15 protein-coding genes are annotated in these 15,740 nt (G+C 68.1%); 5 read left to right on the forward strand and 10 right to left on the reverse strand.

Going from position 1 to position 15,740, the window contains the following annotated elements; genetic code table 11:
• Window positions 1-2 precede the first annotated feature (2 nt).
• The 10 genes from ACZYSP_RS14945 to ACZYSP_RS14990 form a co-directional block, all read right to left on the reverse strand.
• Window positions 3-995, reverse strand: coding sequence for a formamidase (locus ACZYSP_RS14945; protein WP_489014921.1), 993 nt, complete (start codon window positions 993-995; stop codon window positions 3-5).
• 5 nt (window positions 996-1,000) lie between these two features.
• Complete coding sequence (locus ACZYSP_RS14950; protein ID WP_489014923.1) at window positions 1,001-1,924, reverse strand: ABC transporter permease; 924 nt, start codon at window positions 1,922-1,924, stop codon at window positions 1,001-1,003.
• On the reverse strand, window positions 1,921-2,982 hold the full coding sequence (locus ACZYSP_RS14955; RefSeq protein WP_093076739.1) for an ABC transporter permease: 1,062 nt from the start codon (window positions 2,980-2,982) through the stop codon (window positions 1,921-1,923). The genes ACZYSP_RS14950 and ACZYSP_RS14955 overlap by 4 nt, the downstream gene beginning before the upstream one ends.
• A gap of 23 nt (window positions 2,983-3,005) precedes the next feature.
• Entirely contained in the window at window positions 3,006-4,130 is a 1,125-nt protein-coding gene (locus tag ACZYSP_RS14960; RefSeq protein ID WP_093076738.1) for a BMP family ABC transporter substrate-binding protein, read from the reverse strand.
• Between the two features lie 52 nt (window positions 4,131-4,182).
• Window positions 4,183-4,563, reverse strand: coding sequence for an oxalurate catabolism protein HpxZ (gene hpxZ / locus ACZYSP_RS14965; protein WP_307616062.1), 381 nt, complete (start codon window positions 4,561-4,563; stop codon window positions 4,183-4,185).
• Window positions 4,560-5,393 (reverse strand): ABC transporter ATP-binding protein, encoded by an 834-nt coding sequence (locus ACZYSP_RS14970; protein ID WP_489014927.1) that lies wholly within the window; start codon window positions 5,391-5,393, stop codon window positions 4,560-4,562. Before ACZYSP_RS14970 ends, hpxZ begins: the two co-directional genes overlap by 4 nt.
• On the reverse strand, window positions 5,390-6,217 hold the full coding sequence (locus ACZYSP_RS14975) for an ABC transporter permease (protein ID WP_489014929.1): 828 nt from the start codon (window positions 6,215-6,217) through the stop codon (window positions 5,390-5,392). Before ACZYSP_RS14975 ends, ACZYSP_RS14970 begins: the two co-directional genes overlap by 4 nt.
• A gap of 5 nt (window positions 6,218-6,222) precedes the next feature.
• The gene (locus tag ACZYSP_RS14980; RefSeq protein WP_307616063.1) at window positions 6,223-7,224 is read right to left on the reverse strand and encodes an ABC transporter substrate-binding protein; all 1,002 of its coding nucleotides are present in this window, start codon (window positions 7,222-7,224) and stop codon (window positions 6,223-6,225) included.
• A gap of 12 nt (window positions 7,225-7,236) precedes the next feature.
• Entirely contained in the window at window positions 7,237-8,970 is a 1,734-nt protein-coding gene (gene atzF / locus ACZYSP_RS14985; RefSeq protein ID WP_489014931.1) for an allophanate hydrolase, read from the reverse strand.
• Between the two features lie 202 nt (window positions 8,971-9,172).
• Window positions 9,173-10,027, reverse strand: a complete 855-nt coding sequence (locus ACZYSP_RS14990) for a M48 family metallopeptidase (RefSeq protein WP_489014933.1) — start codon at window positions 10,025-10,027, stop codon at window positions 9,173-9,175.
• Between the two features lie 60 nt (window positions 10,028-10,087).
• Here ACZYSP_RS14990 and ACZYSP_RS14995 point away from each other — a divergent pair, with 60 nt between their 5' ends.
• The 5 genes from ACZYSP_RS14995 (at window position 10,088) to ACZYSP_RS15015 (ending at window position 15,731) form a co-directional block, all read left to right on the forward strand.
• Window positions 10,088-11,473, forward strand: a complete 1,386-nt coding sequence (locus tag ACZYSP_RS14995) for an AmpG family muropeptide MFS transporter (RefSeq protein ID WP_489014935.1) — start codon at window positions 10,088-10,090, stop codon at window positions 11,471-11,473.
• Between the two features lie 156 nt (window positions 11,474-11,629).
• Entirely contained in the window at window positions 11,630-12,832 is a 1,203-nt protein-coding gene (locus ACZYSP_RS15000) for a beta-ketoacyl-[acyl-carrier-protein] synthase family protein (RefSeq protein WP_093053378.1), read from the forward strand.
• Between the two features lie 5 nt (window positions 12,833-12,837).
• Window positions 12,838-13,680 carry a beta-ketoacyl synthase chain length factor gene (locus tag ACZYSP_RS15005; protein ID WP_489014938.1) on the forward strand — a complete coding sequence of 281 codons (843 nt, stop codon included), beginning with the start codon at window positions 12,838-12,840 and terminating at the stop codon, window positions 13,678-13,680.
• A 118-nt stretch (window positions 13,681-13,798) separates the two neighbouring features.
• Entirely contained in the window at window positions 13,799-14,521 is a 723-nt protein-coding gene (locus ACZYSP_RS15010) for a response regulator transcription factor (RefSeq protein ID WP_093053372.1), read from the forward strand.
• A gap of 10 nt (window positions 14,522-14,531) precedes the next feature.
• Window positions 14,532-15,731 carry an ATP-binding protein gene (locus ACZYSP_RS15015; RefSeq protein WP_258351788.1) on the forward strand — a complete coding sequence of 400 codons (1,200 nt, stop codon included), beginning with the start codon at window positions 14,532-14,534 and terminating at the stop codon, window positions 15,729-15,731.
• Window positions 15,732-15,740 lie beyond the last annotated feature (9 nt).

A 15,740-nucleotide genomic window follows, 5' to 3' on the forward strand; every position in this document is an offset into this window, starting at 1 on the left:
CGTCATCCTGCGTAGTTGCGTTGCGGCGGCGCAAAGCCGCAACTCGTGCCGTCGGTCACCTTCACCTCGGCGCTCCACGGCAGCCTGTAGGTGCCGGCGGCCATGTCGTGCATGTAGGTGTAGGGGCAGTCCTGTGCGCCGCCCTTCACCGCGACATACCCGCGGTGGTAGAGCTGGTAGATGTTGTTCTCCACGCCCCAGCCGGTGCGGGCCTCGCGCACGAGGTCGGGGCGCAGCTCGGCTGTGATGATCTCGTCCACGCGGCCGCCGCCCTCGACCAGCACCGTGCCGTCGAAGTTGCAGAACATGCCCTCGCCCATCGAGTCGAAGCTGCCATCGCTGCCGCACAGGCACACGCTCGCGGTGTACGCGAGATTGCAGAAAGCGTTGGCCTGGTTGGTGATCTTCCACGCGTGGCGGATGGGCGCGGTGTAGCCGGCCGTGCGCAGGATGATGTCTGCGCCCTTGTATGCGGCCTCGCGCGCCATCTCGGGAAACATGCCGTCGTGGCAGATGATCAGCGACAGCTTGCTGCCGTTGGGTCCGTCGCACACCGGAATGCCCAGGTTGCCGGGCTCCCACGGCTCGACCGGCACCCACGGGTGCAGCTTGCGGTAGTAGAGCCTGATCTCGCCGTGGTCGTCGATGATCAGGCCACTGTTGTAGGGATTGCCGCCGGGGTTCGCTTCCATGATGGAGAAGCAGCCCCAGATGCGGTGTTCGATGCAGGCCTGTTTGAAGGCCGTCACCTCGGGGCCGTCGAGCGTGCACATGATCTCGGGGTTGGTGTCCATCGAGAGTCCGTGCAGCGCGTACTCCGGGAACACCACGAGGTCCATGGTCGACTGGTTGCGGCGGGCCTTGCCCACCATCTTGCAGATGCGCTGCACCTGCGCGGCGAGGTCGGCCGGCGTCTTCACGCTCGGCAGCTGCAACTGCACCAGACCGACGACGACACCATGCGCCGATTTGTTGAGGCCTCCGAGACCGCTCATGACGTTCAGCTCCTTGTCGACGAGAGTTCGCCGGGGCTGCCGACGGCCGCGCTACCCGGCTTGCAGGTGAACACCAGAATCACCAGCGTGAGCACATACGGCACGGTGTTGAAGAGGTGGTAGCCCCAGCCGATGCCGATGGATTGCAGAGCCGGGCCGATGGCGCCCGCGCCGCCGAAGAGCAGCGCCGCACTCACGCAGCGCAGCGGGCTCCAGCGCGCGAAGATCACGAGCGCCACCGCAATCAGGCCCTGGCCGCTGGAGATGCCTTCGTTCCAGCTGCCGGGATAGAACAGCGTGAGCGACGCACCGCCGAGCCCGGCGATGAAACCGCCCGCCGTGGTGGCCGCGATGCGCAGGCCCGAGACCGAGTAGCCGAGCGCGCGCGTGGCCTGCGCCGAATCGCCCGCCATGCGCACCAGCAGCCCGGCGCGCGTACGCGCAAAACCCCACCACAGCAGCACCGCGAGCCCAATGCCGATGGGCACCAGCGCATTGAGCTGCAGCGCCGAGCGCACGACAGTGTTGTCGCTCCAGAAGCCCAGCGGGATCGCGGGAATCTGCGGCGCCTGCGGTTGAATGAGCGGCTTGCCCAGATAGAACGCGAGCCCCGTGCCGAGCAGCATCAGAGCGATGCCGGTCGCCACGTCGTTCACGCGGTCGAGCGAGCACAGCAGGCCGTGCAGCAGCGCGAGCGCCGCACCGGCCACCGCGCCGATCAGCACGCCGAGCCATGCGGAGTCGGTGAGGTAGGCACCGCCGAAGGCCGCCATGGCCGACAGCACCAGCACACCTTCGAGCCCGAGGTTGATGCGCCCCGATTTCTCGGTGAGGCATTCGCCCAGGCTCACGAAAAGGAACGGAGCGCCGACGCGCAGCGCGCCGCCGACGATGCCGGCAACCAGCGCGATCCATTGGTCGGCCGTCATGTGTAGCTCCTTGCCTCGGGCAGCATGCGGTCGCCGAACTTCTTCCAGTTGACCGTGCGCAGGCCCTCGCTCGCGAGGATCAGCACGAAGGCGATACCCTGCAGCACCAGCACCGACGCATCGGGCAGGCCGAGTCGCCGCTGCAGCAAGCTGCCCGCCGCGCCGAAGCCGCCGAACAGGATCGCCACCGGCACGATGGCCACCGGGTTGTGCCGCGCGATGAAGGACACGAGGATGCCCGCGTAGCCGTACCCCGCGATCAGCGAGGCGTTGGCATTGGTGTGCACCGCCGCCACCTCGACCGCACCCGCCAGCCCCGCGCACGCACCGCCGAGTCCGCAGGCCGAAAGAATGAGCCGCGTGGCCGGCAGCCCCACAAGCTGCGCGGTGCGCGGGTTGCCACCCACCACGCGCACCGAGAAGCCCGAAGCCGTGGCGCGCAGCCACCAGCCGAGCCCCAGGCAGGCCACGACGCCGATCACCAGGCCCCAGTGCACGTCGGAACCACCGATGCCGCCTATCAGCATCCCGTCGTTCAATGCATAGGTCGAGGGCTTGTTCAGGCTCGCCGGGTCGCGCAGCGGCCCTTCGACCAGGTGCTTGAAGATGCCGATGGCGATGTAGGCCAGCAGCAGGCTGCTGATGGTTTCGTTGATGCCGCGAAACTGCCGCAGCCAGCCCGCGAGAACGATCCACACCGCACCGGCGATGGCTCCGGCGATGCAGACGATCACCGTGCCGATGACATTGCCGGGCAGCGGCACCGCATGCGCCAGTGCCGCACAGGCCAGCCCACCCAACACCAGCGCACCCTCGCCACCGATGATGATGAGCCCCGCGCGCGCGGGCAGCGCCACGCACAGCGCGGTGAGCATCAGCGGCGCAGCGCGCTGCAGCGTGTTCTGCCACGAGAACCAGTCGCCGAACGCGCCCTTGAACAGCGTGGCCCAGACCTCCACCGGATCGACGCCCGCGAAGGCCACCAGCAGGCCGAACACCAGCAGTGCCGCCGCGATGGCGAACACCGGCAGTGCGAATTCCTTGAGCGCGTGGCGCATGGCGATGCTTGTTGCCGCGCGGCTCAGACCTGGCCGACGACGCCTTCGACGAGGTAGTTCATCTTCTCGAGCTCCAGGTCGGTCTGCTTGAGCACCTTGCCGGCCGGCACCACGACCGCACCCTTGTTGTCCTTGATGCCGTCCTTGAAGATGTCGAAAGTGCCCGCGATCATCTTCGCCTTGATGTCGTCGGCCTGCTTCTTCGCGGCGTCCGGCACCATGGGACCGTAGGCCGACATCTTCACGTAGCCCTCCTTCAAACCGCCGCGCAGGAAGTTGGGATGCGGCTTGCCGGTTTGCGCGGCTTCGATGGCGGTCTTGTAGGCAGTGAGCCAGTTCCACTCGGCGCCGGTGAGGTATGCATTGGGTGCCAGCTTGGCCTGGCTCGCGTGGTAGCCGCAGACCATCTTGCCGCGCTTGGCTGCCGTCTCGACCACCACCTTGGGGCCGTCGACGTGCATGGTGAACACATCGCAGCCCTGGTCGGCCAGGCTGTTGGTGGCTTCGGCTTCTTTCACCGCCATCGACCAGTCGCCCGTGAAGATCACGCTGCAGGTGATGTTCGGCTTGACCGAGCGCGCGCCGAGCGTGAAGGCGTTGATGTTGCGCAGCACCTGCGGAATGGGCTTGGCGGCAACGAAGGCGATCTTGTTGCTCTTCGTCATGTGCGCGGCAATCACGCCGTTCAGGAACTGGCACTCATCGATGTAGCCGAAGAAGCTGCCGACGTTCTTCGGGTGCTTGCCTTCAGTCCAGAGGCCGCCGCAGTGCGAGAAGCGCACGTCGGGGTTCTTGGGCGCGACCGCGAGGATGTGCGGATCGAAGTAGCCGAACGAAGTGGGAAACAGCAGCTTGGCGCCGTCCTGCGAAATCATGCCGGCCATGGTCTTCTGCACGGCGGCTGTCTCGGGTACGTTCTCTTCCTCGACCACCTTGATGCCCGGCAGCTTCTTGATCTCGGCGGCAGCCATGGCGTGCGCCTGGTTGTAGCCGTAGTCGTCGCGTGCGCCGACGTAGATCACGCCCACGGTGAGCGGCTTGGGCTTGGCCTGTGCGCTGGCAAGGGCGCTCCAGCTTCCGAGGCTGCCTGCCGCGCCAAGTGCGGCCAGGGTCTTGAGGGAATCGCGGCGATTGAATTGGCTGGTCATGACGTACTCCGGTCTTGGATTTGAGGTGGGGTGCAAAGAATGTGCCCGCGGGTCAGCCGAGCAGGCTCACGTGGGCGGCGACTACGCGCCAGCCATCGGCCGTGCGCAACCAGGTCTGGCTCTGGCGGCCGGTCTGGCGGCTGCCTTCGCGGCGGAACTCGACGTTGGCGGTCGCGAAGTCGCGGCCGTAGGTGGTGATGACGGTGCGCAGCAGTTCGCGCGGCGGGCTCTGCTGGGGCAGCGATGCGCGGAATGCGCTGATGTCGGCGTGGCCGTAGTGGTTCTCGGAGAAGCCGTAGCGCAGCGTGTGCGGGCTATTCCAGAAGAGCTCGTCGAGCACCGCGCGGTCGTTGCCGACCAGCGCCGCCTCGTAGCGCGCGAACACTGCGCTCACTTCAGCGATCACATCGGGGATGTTGATCTCGGCTGTCACCGGCGAACCTCCCGCTGGAAGATGTCGAGGCTGAGCTTCTTCATGGCGACGAAGCTCTCGGTGCTCAGCGTCTCGACGGTGCGCGGGCGTGCGTCGCCATAGCGCAGGATCTCTGCAACCTTGGTGGGCCGCTTGGTCAGCAGCAGCACTTCGTCGGCGAGGTACACCGCCTCTTCGAGGTCGTGCGACACCAGCAGCATGGTGGTGCCGGTCTGCATGAACACCTCCTGCAGCTTCTCGCGGATGAAGAGGGTCATCTCGAAGTCCAGCGCCGAGAAGGGCTCGTCGAGAAACAGCACCTCGGGGTTGGGCGCGAGTGCACGCATGATCGACGCGGTCTGCTGCTGGCCGCCCGAGAGTTCGTACGGAAAGCGCTTCAGGTCGAACTTCACGTCGAAGGACGCCACCAGTTCTTCCATGCGCCGGTCGACCTCGGCCTTGCTGCGCCCTTCGAGCTTCAGCGGATAGGCGATGTTGTCGATAGTGCGCATCCACGGGAACATCGCCTCGCGGTAGTTCTGGAACACGTAGCCGATCTTGGTGTCCTTGCGCTGCTTGCCGTCGAACAGGATCTCGCCCGAATCGATGGGAATGAGCCCCGCGATCATGTTGATGAGCGTGGACTTGCCGCAGCCGTTGGGCCCGAACACCGAGACGATGGCGTGCTTGGGAATGTCGAGGTCGAAGTTCTCGTACAGCGGCCAGCCCGCGAAGTACTTGGTGAGGCCGCGGATGGTGATGTGCGTGCCTGCCGGGCCGGGCTTGAAGGCCGGCCTGGGCACGTCGGCGTATACCGGGCCGTTGACGACGATGTCAGGCGTGACTTTCATCTTCCGCTCCAGTGCACGATGCGGCGTTCGGCAATGAGGAAGAGGATGTTCAGCGCATAGCCCAGCGCACCCGCCGCAAGAATCGCCGCGTACATGCTCTTCACGTTGAGCACCTGCTGCGCATCGATGATGCGGTGGCCGAGCCCCGTATCGGAGCCGATGAACATCTCGGCCACGATGACGATCACCAGCGCCATCGACACCGCAGAGCGCAGGCCGACGAAGCTGGGCTGCAGGCTTTCCCAGATCAGCACGTCCTTGAAGACCTGCCAGCGCGAGGCGCCCATGACGCGCGCCGCCATCACGCGCTGCTTGCGTGCGTTGATGACGCCGTAGGCGCTGTTGAACACCACGATGAGCAGCGCGCCGAAGGCCGCGATGGCCACCTTGTTGACGTCGCTCACGCCGAAGATCAGCAGGAACAGCGGAATGAGCGCGGACGACGGCGTGGAGCGGAAGAAGTCGATCAGGAACTCCACGCTGCGGTACGCCTTCTCGTTGCTGCCGAGCAGCACGCCCAGCGGCACGCCGATGGCCGCCGCGATGACGAAGGCCTGCACGGTGCGCCACACGGTCATGACGAAGTCGGTGAGCAGCGGGCCGCCGGCCAGGCCGGTGATGAGCGCGGCGATGGTGTCGGCGGGCGTGGGCAGCAATATCGGCTTGATGAAGCCGAGCCGCACCACCAGGTCCCACACGATGAACAGCACCACCGGGCCTATGAAGGGCAGCATGCGGTCGCGCAGCGGCGGCTTGGGCGCGGCAGTGGCCGTGCTGGCCGGCGGGGTCCACGGCGCGGCCGTGGTCGAGCTTGCGTCGGCCATGGTCGTCAGGCCTTGTAGAGGAGCGTGTCCACCACGACCTTCTTCTCGAAGATGCCCTTGTCGGTGAACAGGTCGTAGAACTTCTGGAAGTACGCGACGTCGCTGGGCTTGAACTCGTTGTAGAGCATGTACGACGCGAGCGGCACTTCGGCCGTGAGCTTGCCTTCGATGGCGGTGTAGCCCTTCATGAATTGGCGGGCCTCGTCGGGCTTGGTGCGCACCAGCTCCACGCCGCGCGCGTAGGCGGCGATGTACTTCTTGGCGATCTCTGGGTTCTTCTTGATGAACTCGGTGGTGAGGCTGGCCGCCCCGCCATGCCAGGGCGCCATCGGGTCGCCGAGGATGTACTTGGCGACCACGCCGGCCTCGATGACGCGCGTGGTGCCGTTCATACGGCCCACGGTGCCGGTGGGCTCCAGCGTGTAGCAGGCGTCGACCTGGCCCGCGACCAGTGCGGCCACGTGCTGGCCGATGGGCAGTTCGCTCACGGTCGCGCCCTTGGCGCCCGCGCGCTCCAGCATGGTCTTGCACAGCGTGACGTTCTGGATGCCAGGGCCCGAGGCGACCTTCTTGCCGGCCAGCTCGGCCATGGTCTTGATGGGGCTGTCCTTGGCGACGATGAATTCGTCGAGCACGTATTTCGCGTTGCTCGGGTTGGTGCAGAAGATCTTGAAGAGGCCCGGCTGCGCGATCTCGCCGATGGCGAGGTTGGCCGAACCTGTGCCGTTGGCGCTGCCGTCGCAGCGGCCCGCGAGCATGCCTTCCATCACCTGCTGCGCGCCGGCGAACTTGAGCGGTTCGACGTCGAGGCCGGCCTCCTTGAAGTAGCCCTTGTCGACCGCTGCGAAGAACGGCAGGCCGGCGGCCACGGGCCAGAAGCCGATGCGCAGCTTGGCGGCGCCCTGCGCACGCACGATGGCGGGCGCGGCCAGCACGGCCAGGCCCGCGGCGCCGGCCTGCAGCAGCTGTCGGCGACGCGATGCGGGAGGTTTGTCTTGGGTGCTCATCGGAACTCCTGGTCAGTTGGAACTCGGGGTGGCGCGGCTCGCGACGTATGCGCGCCAGCCGCCATGGAGGGTCACGTCCTGCGCACCGGCCAGCGCGTGGCCCTCGCAGATGAAGCCTTTCACCCAGCTGCCGTCGGCCAGCTCGACGCTGCCGAGGCCCAGGGGCGGCGGAATGAGGGAGAGAAAGCTCCCGACCTGCGCCAGTGGCACAGCCCACACTTCGAGCGCGATGGCACCACCTTCACTGCCCTCGACCACACGCTGCAGGCCGGGCTTGGGCGGCACGGTGCCCGGCAGCGCGTAGAGGCGGTAGAAGGGCGAGGTGGTGGTGGCGCGCAGCAGCGTCGCCCCACGCTCGGTGAGCTGGCTGTTGAGCGGCATGCCCGAGAGATGTGCACCTACCACGGCGATGGACAGGGTGCCGGCATCCGGCGCGGCGAGGCCAGGAATGGCACGCGGCTCGGGCAGCGGCACGCCGGTCGCGCCTTGCGCGAGCCCGGTGGCGTGGTGGTAGCGCTGGCCCAGGTCGGCCAGCGCGAGGTCGCTGCCGCAGGGGCCGATCAGCGTGATGCCGAAGGGCAGGCCGTCCGCGCGCAGGCTGCTGGGCACGGAGAGCGCGGCGTAGTCGAGCAGGTTGACGAAGTTGGTGTACGCGCCGAGGTTGCGGTTCAGCACCACCGGATCGGCGCGCATCTGCTCGCGGGTGTAGTGCGTGGGCGCGGTGGGCACGAGCAGCACGTCGATGTCACGCCACATCGGCTCGACCTGTTGAGCGATGGCGCGCAACCGCGTCTGGGCTTCGAACACGTCGGCGGCGCTGTAGTTGCAGCCACTCGCAAGGATGCCGCGCACGGGCTCGATGACGTCGTCGCCGTGCGCATCGAAGAACTCGCGCACCGCGGCGTAGCGTTCGGCGACCAGTGCGCTTTCATAGAGCAGCGCGGCTGCCTCGGCGAGCGGGGCGTAGGAAATGGTGACTGGCGAGCCACCCATGGCCAGCAGGCGCGCGGTCGCGTCGTTGAACGCCCGTTCGGCGGCGGTGTCGCCGAAGAAGCTCAGCTTGTCAGGTACGCCGAAGCGAAAGTGCGCGGGCAGCGGCTTGCGGCTCAGGGCCAGGTCGCGCGAGTACGGGTCGCGCGCGTCGTGGCCGACTGCGGCGAGCAGCACGTCGACCGCGGTGGCGACGGTGCGCGCGAAGATCGAGACGCAGTCGGCGCTCTGCGCAGCGGGCACCACGCCGAAGGTGCTCAACAGGCCGCGCGAGGGCTTGAGGCCGACGATGTTGTTGAGCCCGGCAGGCACGCGGCCCGAGCCGGCGGTGTCGGTGCCCAGCGCGAAGTCGACCTCGCCGGCCGCCACCACATAGGCCGAGCCCGAACTGGAGCCGCCCGAGACATAGCGCGCGTCGAAGGCGTTGGGTACCTCGCCGTATGGCGAGCGCGTGCCGTTCAGGCCGCAGGCGAACTGGTCGAGGTTGGTCTTGCCAGCCAGGGATGCACCGGCTTCGAGCAGGCGCTGCACCACGGCTGCGTGGACCGTGGGGAGGCGGTCGAAGGCCGGGCAGGCGGCCGTGGTGGGCACGCCGGCGACGTCGATGTTGTCCTTGACCGCGAAGCTCAGTCCGGCGAGCGGCAGGGCAAAGCCCAGGGCCTTGCCAGCCGCTGCGTCCGCCACGGGGGCCGCGAATTTCGCGATCCAGGCAGCGGCGGGCGATCCGCTTTCTCCGTTTTCTTCATGCACCATCATTAGGCATCCAAACATGTGTACAAGTTGAGATGCAAGCGGCGTGCCAGCGGAAACGCGGTGTGGCGCGGATCGGAAACGTGTCGGGATCGGCTCCCCCTCCCCTCGGGGAGAGGCTTGGGGTGAGGGCAGGTGCAGACGATGAGGCGCGGCTCTTATCTAGAGACCGCCGCCCTCTCCCCAAGGGGAAAGAGCGTCATGCAGGTCAGCTCTTCTTCGCGTCGCGGTAGAGCTGCTCGACCTTCGGCAGGTTCGCTTCGAGCTTCGTGATGCGATCCGGCCCACTCGGGTGCGTCGAGAGAAAGTTCAGGCTGCCCTGGTTCTTCGACGCCGCAGCCATCTTCGTCCACAGCGACACCGAAGCCTTCGGGTCATAGCCCGCGCGAGCCGCGAGTTCGAGCCCCACGAGATCGGCCTCGGTCTCGTCACTGCGGCTGAACTTGAGCGTGAGGAGTTGCGTGCCGGCGCGTGCCGCCAGGTCGCCCACCTGCCCCCAGCCGAGCAGTTGCGCACCGATGGAGAGCGCCGCGCCCGTGCCCGCGCTCTTGGCCATGCGGGCGCGCGCATGCTCGCGCAGCGCGTGGGCCATTTCGTGGCCCATGACCATCGCGACCTCGTCGTCGGTGAGCTTGAGCTGTTCGAGGATGCCGGTGAAGAAGGCGATCTTGCCGCCGGGCATGCAGAAGGCGTTGATCTGCTTGCTGCCGATCAGGTTGACCTCCCACTTCCAGTCGCGGGCGCGCGAGTTCCACGGCGTGGCGAAGGGAATGAGGCGCTTGGCGATGGCGCGCAGGCGCTGCAGTTGCGGGTTGCTGTCGCCCGCGAGCGCATTCTTGGAGCGCGCCTGTTCGAGCAACTGGCCGTATTGCTGTACGCCGGCAGCCTCGATCCTGTCGGCCGGCACGAGGTTGCGCGCCACCGAGGCGTTGCCGACATCGACCTGCGCCAGCGCCGGCGCACTGAGGGCCGCGCCGGCGGCGGCCAGGAGAAAGGCCCGCCGGGGATTCCACCCAGAAGCGGCAGAGATGGCGGAAACAGGGCGATCGCAGCGTGTGCACATAGGAGGCGGATCATAGGAACAAATGAAGACAAAGGGCCTGGTCGATGTCCCCCGCCACTCATGGACAATCCGGGGTTCATGTCCGCCTCGCCCGCAGAAACCCCCACCACCCCCTCACCGCCCTGGCGCGACGCGCTGAAGGTCTACCTGGAACCCGCCACCCTGCGCATGCTGGCGCTGGGGTTCTCCGCCGGGCTGCCGCTGCTGCTGGTGCTCGGCACGCTGAGTTTCCGACTGCGCGAAGCGGGCATCGACCGCACCACCATCGGCTACCTGAGCTGGGTCGGCCTGGCCTACGGCTTCAAGTGGGTCTGGGCGCCGCTGGTCGACCGGCTACCCCTGCCGGCGCTGACCACGCTGCTCGGGCGCCGACGCGGCTGGCTGCTGCTGGCGCAGTGCGTGGTGATCGCCGGGCTGATCGGCATGGCGTTGAACGACCCCCGGCTGGGCCTCACGCCGCTGATCTGGTGCGCGCTGCTGGTGGCCTTCGGCTCGGCCACCCAAGACATCGCCCTCGACGCCTTCCGCATCGAATCGGCCGAAACGCGCAAGCAGGCCGCGCTGGCGGCCGCCTACCAGACCGGCTACCGGCTCGCGATGATCTGGGCCGGCGCGGGCGTGCTGTGGGTCGCGGCCTGGGCCGAGGTGGCACCAGCCGCTGCGGTCACGGGCGCGGCGGCCTACCAGAACGGGGCGTGGAAGACGGCTTACCTGGTGATGGCGGCCTCGATGGCGGTGGGCGTGATCACGGTGCTGCTGTCGCCCGAACCGGTGCCGCGCGTGCTGCCCAAGGCGAAGAATGCCGCCGAATGGCTGCAGAGCGTGCTGGTAGAGCCCTTCGCCGACTTCATCCGCCGCTACAAATGGCAGGCGGTGCTGATCCTTTCGCTGATCGCCATCTACCGCATCAGCGACGTGGTGATGGGCATCATGGCCAACCCCTTCTACGTGGACATGGGCTTCACCAAGGACGAGGTGGCCTCGGTCAGCAAGATCTACGGCGTGATCATGACGCTGGTGGGTGCCTTCGTCGGCGGCGTGCTGTCGATGCGCCTGGGCGTGATGCGGGTGCTGATGCTGGGCGCGGTGCTCAGCGCGGCCAGCAACCTGCTGTTTGCCTGGCTGGCCTCGCGCGGGCACGACCTGACGGCGCTGATCGCCGTGGTCTCGGCCGACAACCTGGCCGGCGGCATCGCCTCGGCGGCCTTCATCGCCTACCTGTCGAGCCTCACGAACATCAGTTATTCGGCCACGCAGTACGCCCTGTTCAGCTCGCTGATGCTGCTGCTGCCGAAGTTCATCGCCGGCTATTCGGGCGTCTTCGTCGACGCCTACGGCTACAGCACCTTCTTCGTCGCCACCGCGCTCTTGGGCGTGCCGGTGCTGGTGCTGGTGGCGCTGGCCTCGCGGATGACGGCCATCACAAGGCCCGCCGACCGTCAATAGGGCCTGGGCCCTATAGGAAACAGCCGACGCTGCGCGCGCCGCGCAACTGGTAGGCTGTGCCGGTATACATTCGTTTCTTTCATTCTCCTTTCCCCCTCGCGCCCTCTTCCTGCGCGCCCATCGTCCGCGAGCCTGCCAGCAAGCCCCTACAAGATCGTGCCGTCCCGAATTTCTCCTCTCCAAATCAGCGCCTACACGGCGACCTCCGCCGTCGGTGTCGGCAAGGACGTGCTGGCCGACGCGCTCGCGCAGTCGCGCAGCGGACTGCGCGCCAATGACTTCGGCGACGCCCCTCTGCCCACCTGGATCGGCCGCGTCGACGGGCTCGAGGAGATCCGCCTGCCCGAATCGCTCGCCCATTGGGACTGCCGCAACAACCGGCTCGCCTGGCTGGGCCTGCATGCCGACGGCTTCATCGAGGCCGTGGCCGCCGCGCGCGAGAAGTACGGGGCCTCACGCATCGCGCTGATCCTGGGCACCTCCACCGCCAGCATCGGCGAGACCGAGCTGGCCTACACCCAGCTCGACGAACAGGGCATGTTCCCACCCAACCAGCGCCGCGCCGCAGTGCACACGCCGCATTCGCTGGCCATGTTCACGCAGCAGGTGCTGGGCATCAGCGGCCCGAGCGAGACCATTTCCACCGCCTGCTCGTCGAGCGCCAAGGTGTTCGCCTCGGCCGAGCGGCTGATCCGCCTGGGCCTGGCCGACGCGGCCGTGGTCGGTGGGGCCGACACGCTGTGCGGCAGCGTGCTGTTCGGCTTCAACTCGCTCGAACTGGTGTCGAGCGAGCCGTGCCGGCCCTTCGACGCCACCCGCAAGGGCATCAGCCTCGGCGAGGCCGCGGGCTTCGCGCTGGTCGAGCGCGTGCAGACCGGCGCCGATGCCGCGCCGCTGCACCTGCTGGGCTACGGCGAGGCCAGCGACGCGCACCACATGTCGACGCCGCACCCCGAGGGCCTGGGCGCCGAACGCGCGCTCGACGAGGCTCTGGCGCGCGCCGGCCTCGCGCCCGAGGCCATCGACTACATCAACATGCACGGCACCGCGAGCCAGAAGAACGACGAGGTCGAGGGCGCGCTGGTGGCGCGCCGCTTCCCGGCGCGCACGCACGCCAGCTCGACCAAGGGCTTCATGGGTCACACGCTGGGCGCGGCGGGCATCGTCGAGGCCGTCATCAGCCTGCTGGCCATCGAGCGCGGCGTGATGCCGGGCACCGTCAACACCCACACGCTGGACGAAGGCTTCGGCCCGCAGATCAGGCTCGAACCGGCGCGCGGCGAGGTGCGCTATGCGCTGACCAATTCATTCGGCTTCGGCGGCAACAACTGCTCGCTGGTGTTCGGCAAGGCGGCATGAGCGACATGAACCAAGCCCCCACGCCCCCGACCCTCTACATCGAAGGCCCCGCCTTCTGGACGCCCACGCTGCCCGGCTGGGAGGCCGCGCGCGCCGCTTTCCGCGGCGAAGGCACGCTGGCCGACCCGCCCGCCAAGCGCCCGTCGCCACAGGTGCTGGCACCGGCCGAACGCCGCCGCGCGCCCGACACCGTGGCGCTGGCGCTCGAAGTGGCAGCCGCCGCCCTGGCCGGCTCGGGCCGCAACGCTGCCGACGTGCCCTGCGTGTTCACGTCGGCGCACGGCGACCTGTCGATCAACGACTACATGTGCAGCACGCTCGCAGGCGACCCGAAGATGCTGTCGCCCACCAAGTTCCACAACTCGGTGCACAACGCGGCCGTGGGCTACTGGACCATCGGCACCGGCTGCATGGCGGCCAGCAACGCGGTTTCGGCCTACGAGCACAGCTTTGCCTCGGGCCTGCTCGAAGCTGCGGTGCAATGCGCCTGCGACCAGGAGCCGGTGCTGCTGGTGGGCTACGACGCGCCCACGGTGGGTGCGCTGACCTCCGTCACCGACAGCCGCGGCCTGCTGGCGCTGGCGCTGGTGATCGCCAGCGAACCGACCGAACGGACCGTGGCGGCACTGGAATGGTCGCTGGCCGGCAGCGAGCCCAACGACAACGCCACTCCGCCGCGCTCGGAGGCCGCGAAGTCGCTCGCCGAAATCAACCCCATGGCGCAGGCGTTGCCGCTGTTCGAATCGCTGGCGCACATCGACAATGACAACGGTTCGGCCCCCATCGACCTGCCGCTGTCTCCCACGCTGTCGCTGCGGCTGCAGCTGAGGCCGCACAGCCGGGGCTGAGTACCGTGCCCCCTGCCCCCGGCGCTATGCTTTTCGCAGCATCGCCGGTTGACAGGGATGTTCGAGGTTTACCCAACTTTACGGAGCGTTCAAGCCTGCTTGCTCCCTGTGGACGACCATGAAGCGCATGAGCACCCCCCAACTCCTGATGATCGAAGACGACGCCCGCCTGGCGCAGATGGTGGGCGAATACCTGACGCAGTCGGGCTTCGCGTTCAACCATGCCGGCGACGGCGCCGCCGGGCTCGAGCAACTGCAGCAGCACGCGCCCGACCTGGTGATCCTCGACCTGATGCTGCCCGACACCGACGGGCTCGAAGTCTGCCGCCGCATCCGCGCGCTGCCCGGGCCGCTGTCGAAGGTGTCGGTGCTGATGCTGACGGCCAAGGGCGACCCGATGGACCGCATCATCGGCCTCGAAATCGGCGCCGACGACTACCTGCCCAAGCCCTTCGAGCCGCGCGAGCTGCTGGCGCGCATCCGCGCCGTGCTGCGCCGCCGCAGCGAGAACGCCACCGAGGCCGAAGCCTCCACGGTGATGCGCTTCGGCACGCTGGAAATCGACCGCAATGCACGCACCGTGTCTGTGGCCGGAGCGCTGGCCGACCTGACCTCCTACCAGTTCGACCTGCTGGTGGCGATGGCCGAGCGCGCGGGCCGCGTGCTCACGCGCGACCAGATCATGGAGGCCGTGCGCGGCCGCGAACTCGAAGCCTTCGACCGTTCCATCGACGTGCACATGGGCCGCATCCGCGCGGCGATAGAAGTCGACGCGAAGAACCCCAAGCGCATCCTCACGGTGCGCGGCGTGGGCTACGTGTTCGCGAAACAGCAAGACTGAGCGGCTGCCGATGCTGCGCAGCCTCTACTCACGCCACCTCTACGTCCGCATCTGGCTCGCGGTGGTGGGCGGCGTCGTCATCCTCACGCTGATGGCCAACTGGATCGTGCGCGAAGCGGCGGAGGCCGAGCGCGAACGCCTGGCGCCGGTGCCGCGCAACGTGGTCGTGCTGGACGCACAGGACAAGCCGATCGGCGCGGGCACCGCCCTGCGCGTACCGGGCCAGGGCCTGGAGTTCGACGTGACGCTCAGCGACGGCAAGGCCATCACGCTGCGCGTGGCGCCACGCGAGCGGCCCACCGGCTCCGGCGGCTTCGCGCCGTGGCGCACGCCCTTCGGGCTGGGCTGGATGATCGCGCTGGTGGGCGTGGCGGTGGCATTGGGCGTGTACCCGATCGTGCGGCGCATCACGCAGCGGCTGGAATCCCTGCAGCGCGGCGTGCAGCGATGGGGCGAGGGCGATCTCTCGGTGCGGGTGACCGAAGAAGGGCAGGACGAAGTGGCTGATCTCTCAAAACGATTCAACGCGTCGGCAGAACGCATCGAGCAACTGGTGCGTTCGCACAAATCGCTGCTGGCCAACGCCTCGCACGAGCTGCGTTCGCCGCTCACACGCATCCGCATGGGCCTGGAGCTGATGGGCGAGCGCCCGAGCCCGGCCGCTCGCGAGGAAATTTCGCGCAACATCGGCGAACTCGACCAGCTCATCGACGAAATCCTGCTGGCCAGCCGGCTCGACGCCAGCGAGGCCGACATGGGCACCATCGAGGCCGTGGACCTGACCGGCCTGGCGGCCGAAGAGTGCTCGCAGGTAAATGCCGAGCTCGACCTGGCCGAAGGCACCGACAACGCCACGCTCACCGTGCCGGGCGTGTCGCGCCTGCTGCGCCGCGCGATCCGCAACCTGCTGGAAAACGCCCGCCGATACGGCGCCGGCGAAATCGCGGTGGAGCTGGGCAGCGCCAACGGCTATGCCACCGTGCGCGTCAACGACCGCGGCCCCGGCGTGCCCACGGCCCTGCGCGAACGCATCTTCGAGCCCTTCTACCGCCTGCCGGGCGCCAGCGAGCGCAACGGCGGCGTGGGCCTGGGGCTGGCGCTGGTGAAGTCGATCGCCGAACGGCACGGCGGCACGGTGCGCTGCGAAGACCGCCCGGGCGGTGGGGCGAGCTTTGTGATCCGCCTGCCTGCAGCCGCGCGCGGGCACTGACCGCGCCAC

This window comes from Variovorax sp. F042 (assembly GCF_057814215.1).

Excerpts from the sequence above, each read along its gene's own strand:
- ACZYSP_RS14945 (WP_489014921.1), bottom strand. The coding sequence starts at position 995 with ATGAGCGGTCTCGGAGGCCTCAACAAATCGGCGCATGGTGTCGTCGTC.
- ACZYSP_RS14950 (WP_489014923.1), bottom strand. The coding sequence starts at position 1,924 with ATGACGGCCGACCAATGGATCGCGCTGGTTGCCGGCATCGTCGGCGGC.
- ACZYSP_RS14955 (WP_093076739.1), bottom strand. The coding sequence starts at position 2,982 with ATGCGCCACGCGCTCAAGGAATTCGCACTGCCGGTGTTCGCCATCGCG.
- ACZYSP_RS14960 (WP_093076738.1), bottom strand. The coding sequence starts at position 4,130 with ATGACCAGCCAATTCAATCGCCGCGATTCCCTCAAGACCCTGGCCGCA.
- ACZYSP_RS14970 (WP_489014927.1), bottom strand. The coding sequence starts at position 5,393 with ATGAAAGTCACGCCTGACATCGTCGTCAACGGCCCGGTATACGCCGAC.
- ACZYSP_RS14975 (WP_489014929.1), bottom strand. The coding sequence starts at position 6,217 with ATGGCCGACGCAAGCTCGACCACGGCCGCGCCGTGGACCCCGCCGGCC.
- ACZYSP_RS14980 (WP_307616063.1), bottom strand. The coding sequence starts at position 7,224 with ATGAGCACCCAAGACAAACCTCCCGCATCGCGTCGCCGACAGCTGCTG.
- atzF (WP_489014931.1), bottom strand. The coding sequence starts at position 8,970 with ATGATGGTGCATGAAGAAAACGGAGAAAGCGGATCGCCCGCCGCTGCC.
- ACZYSP_RS14990 (WP_489014933.1), bottom strand. The coding sequence starts at position 10,027 with ATGTGCACACGCTGCGATCGCCCTGTTTCCGCCATCTCTGCCGCTTCT.
- ACZYSP_RS14995 (WP_489014935.1), top strand. The coding sequence starts at position 10,088 with ATGGACAATCCGGGGTTCATGTCCGCCTCGCCCGCAGAAACCCCCACC.
- ACZYSP_RS15005 (WP_489014938.1), top strand. The coding sequence starts at position 12,838 with ATGAACCAAGCCCCCACGCCCCCGACCCTCTACATCGAAGGCCCCGCC.
- ACZYSP_RS15010 (WP_093053372.1), top strand. The coding sequence starts at position 13,799 with ATGAAGCGCATGAGCACCCCCCAACTCCTGATGATCGAAGACGACGCC.
- ACZYSP_RS15015 (WP_258351788.1), top strand. The coding sequence starts at position 14,532 with ATGCTGCGCAGCCTCTACTCACGCCACCTCTACGTCCGCATCTGGCTC.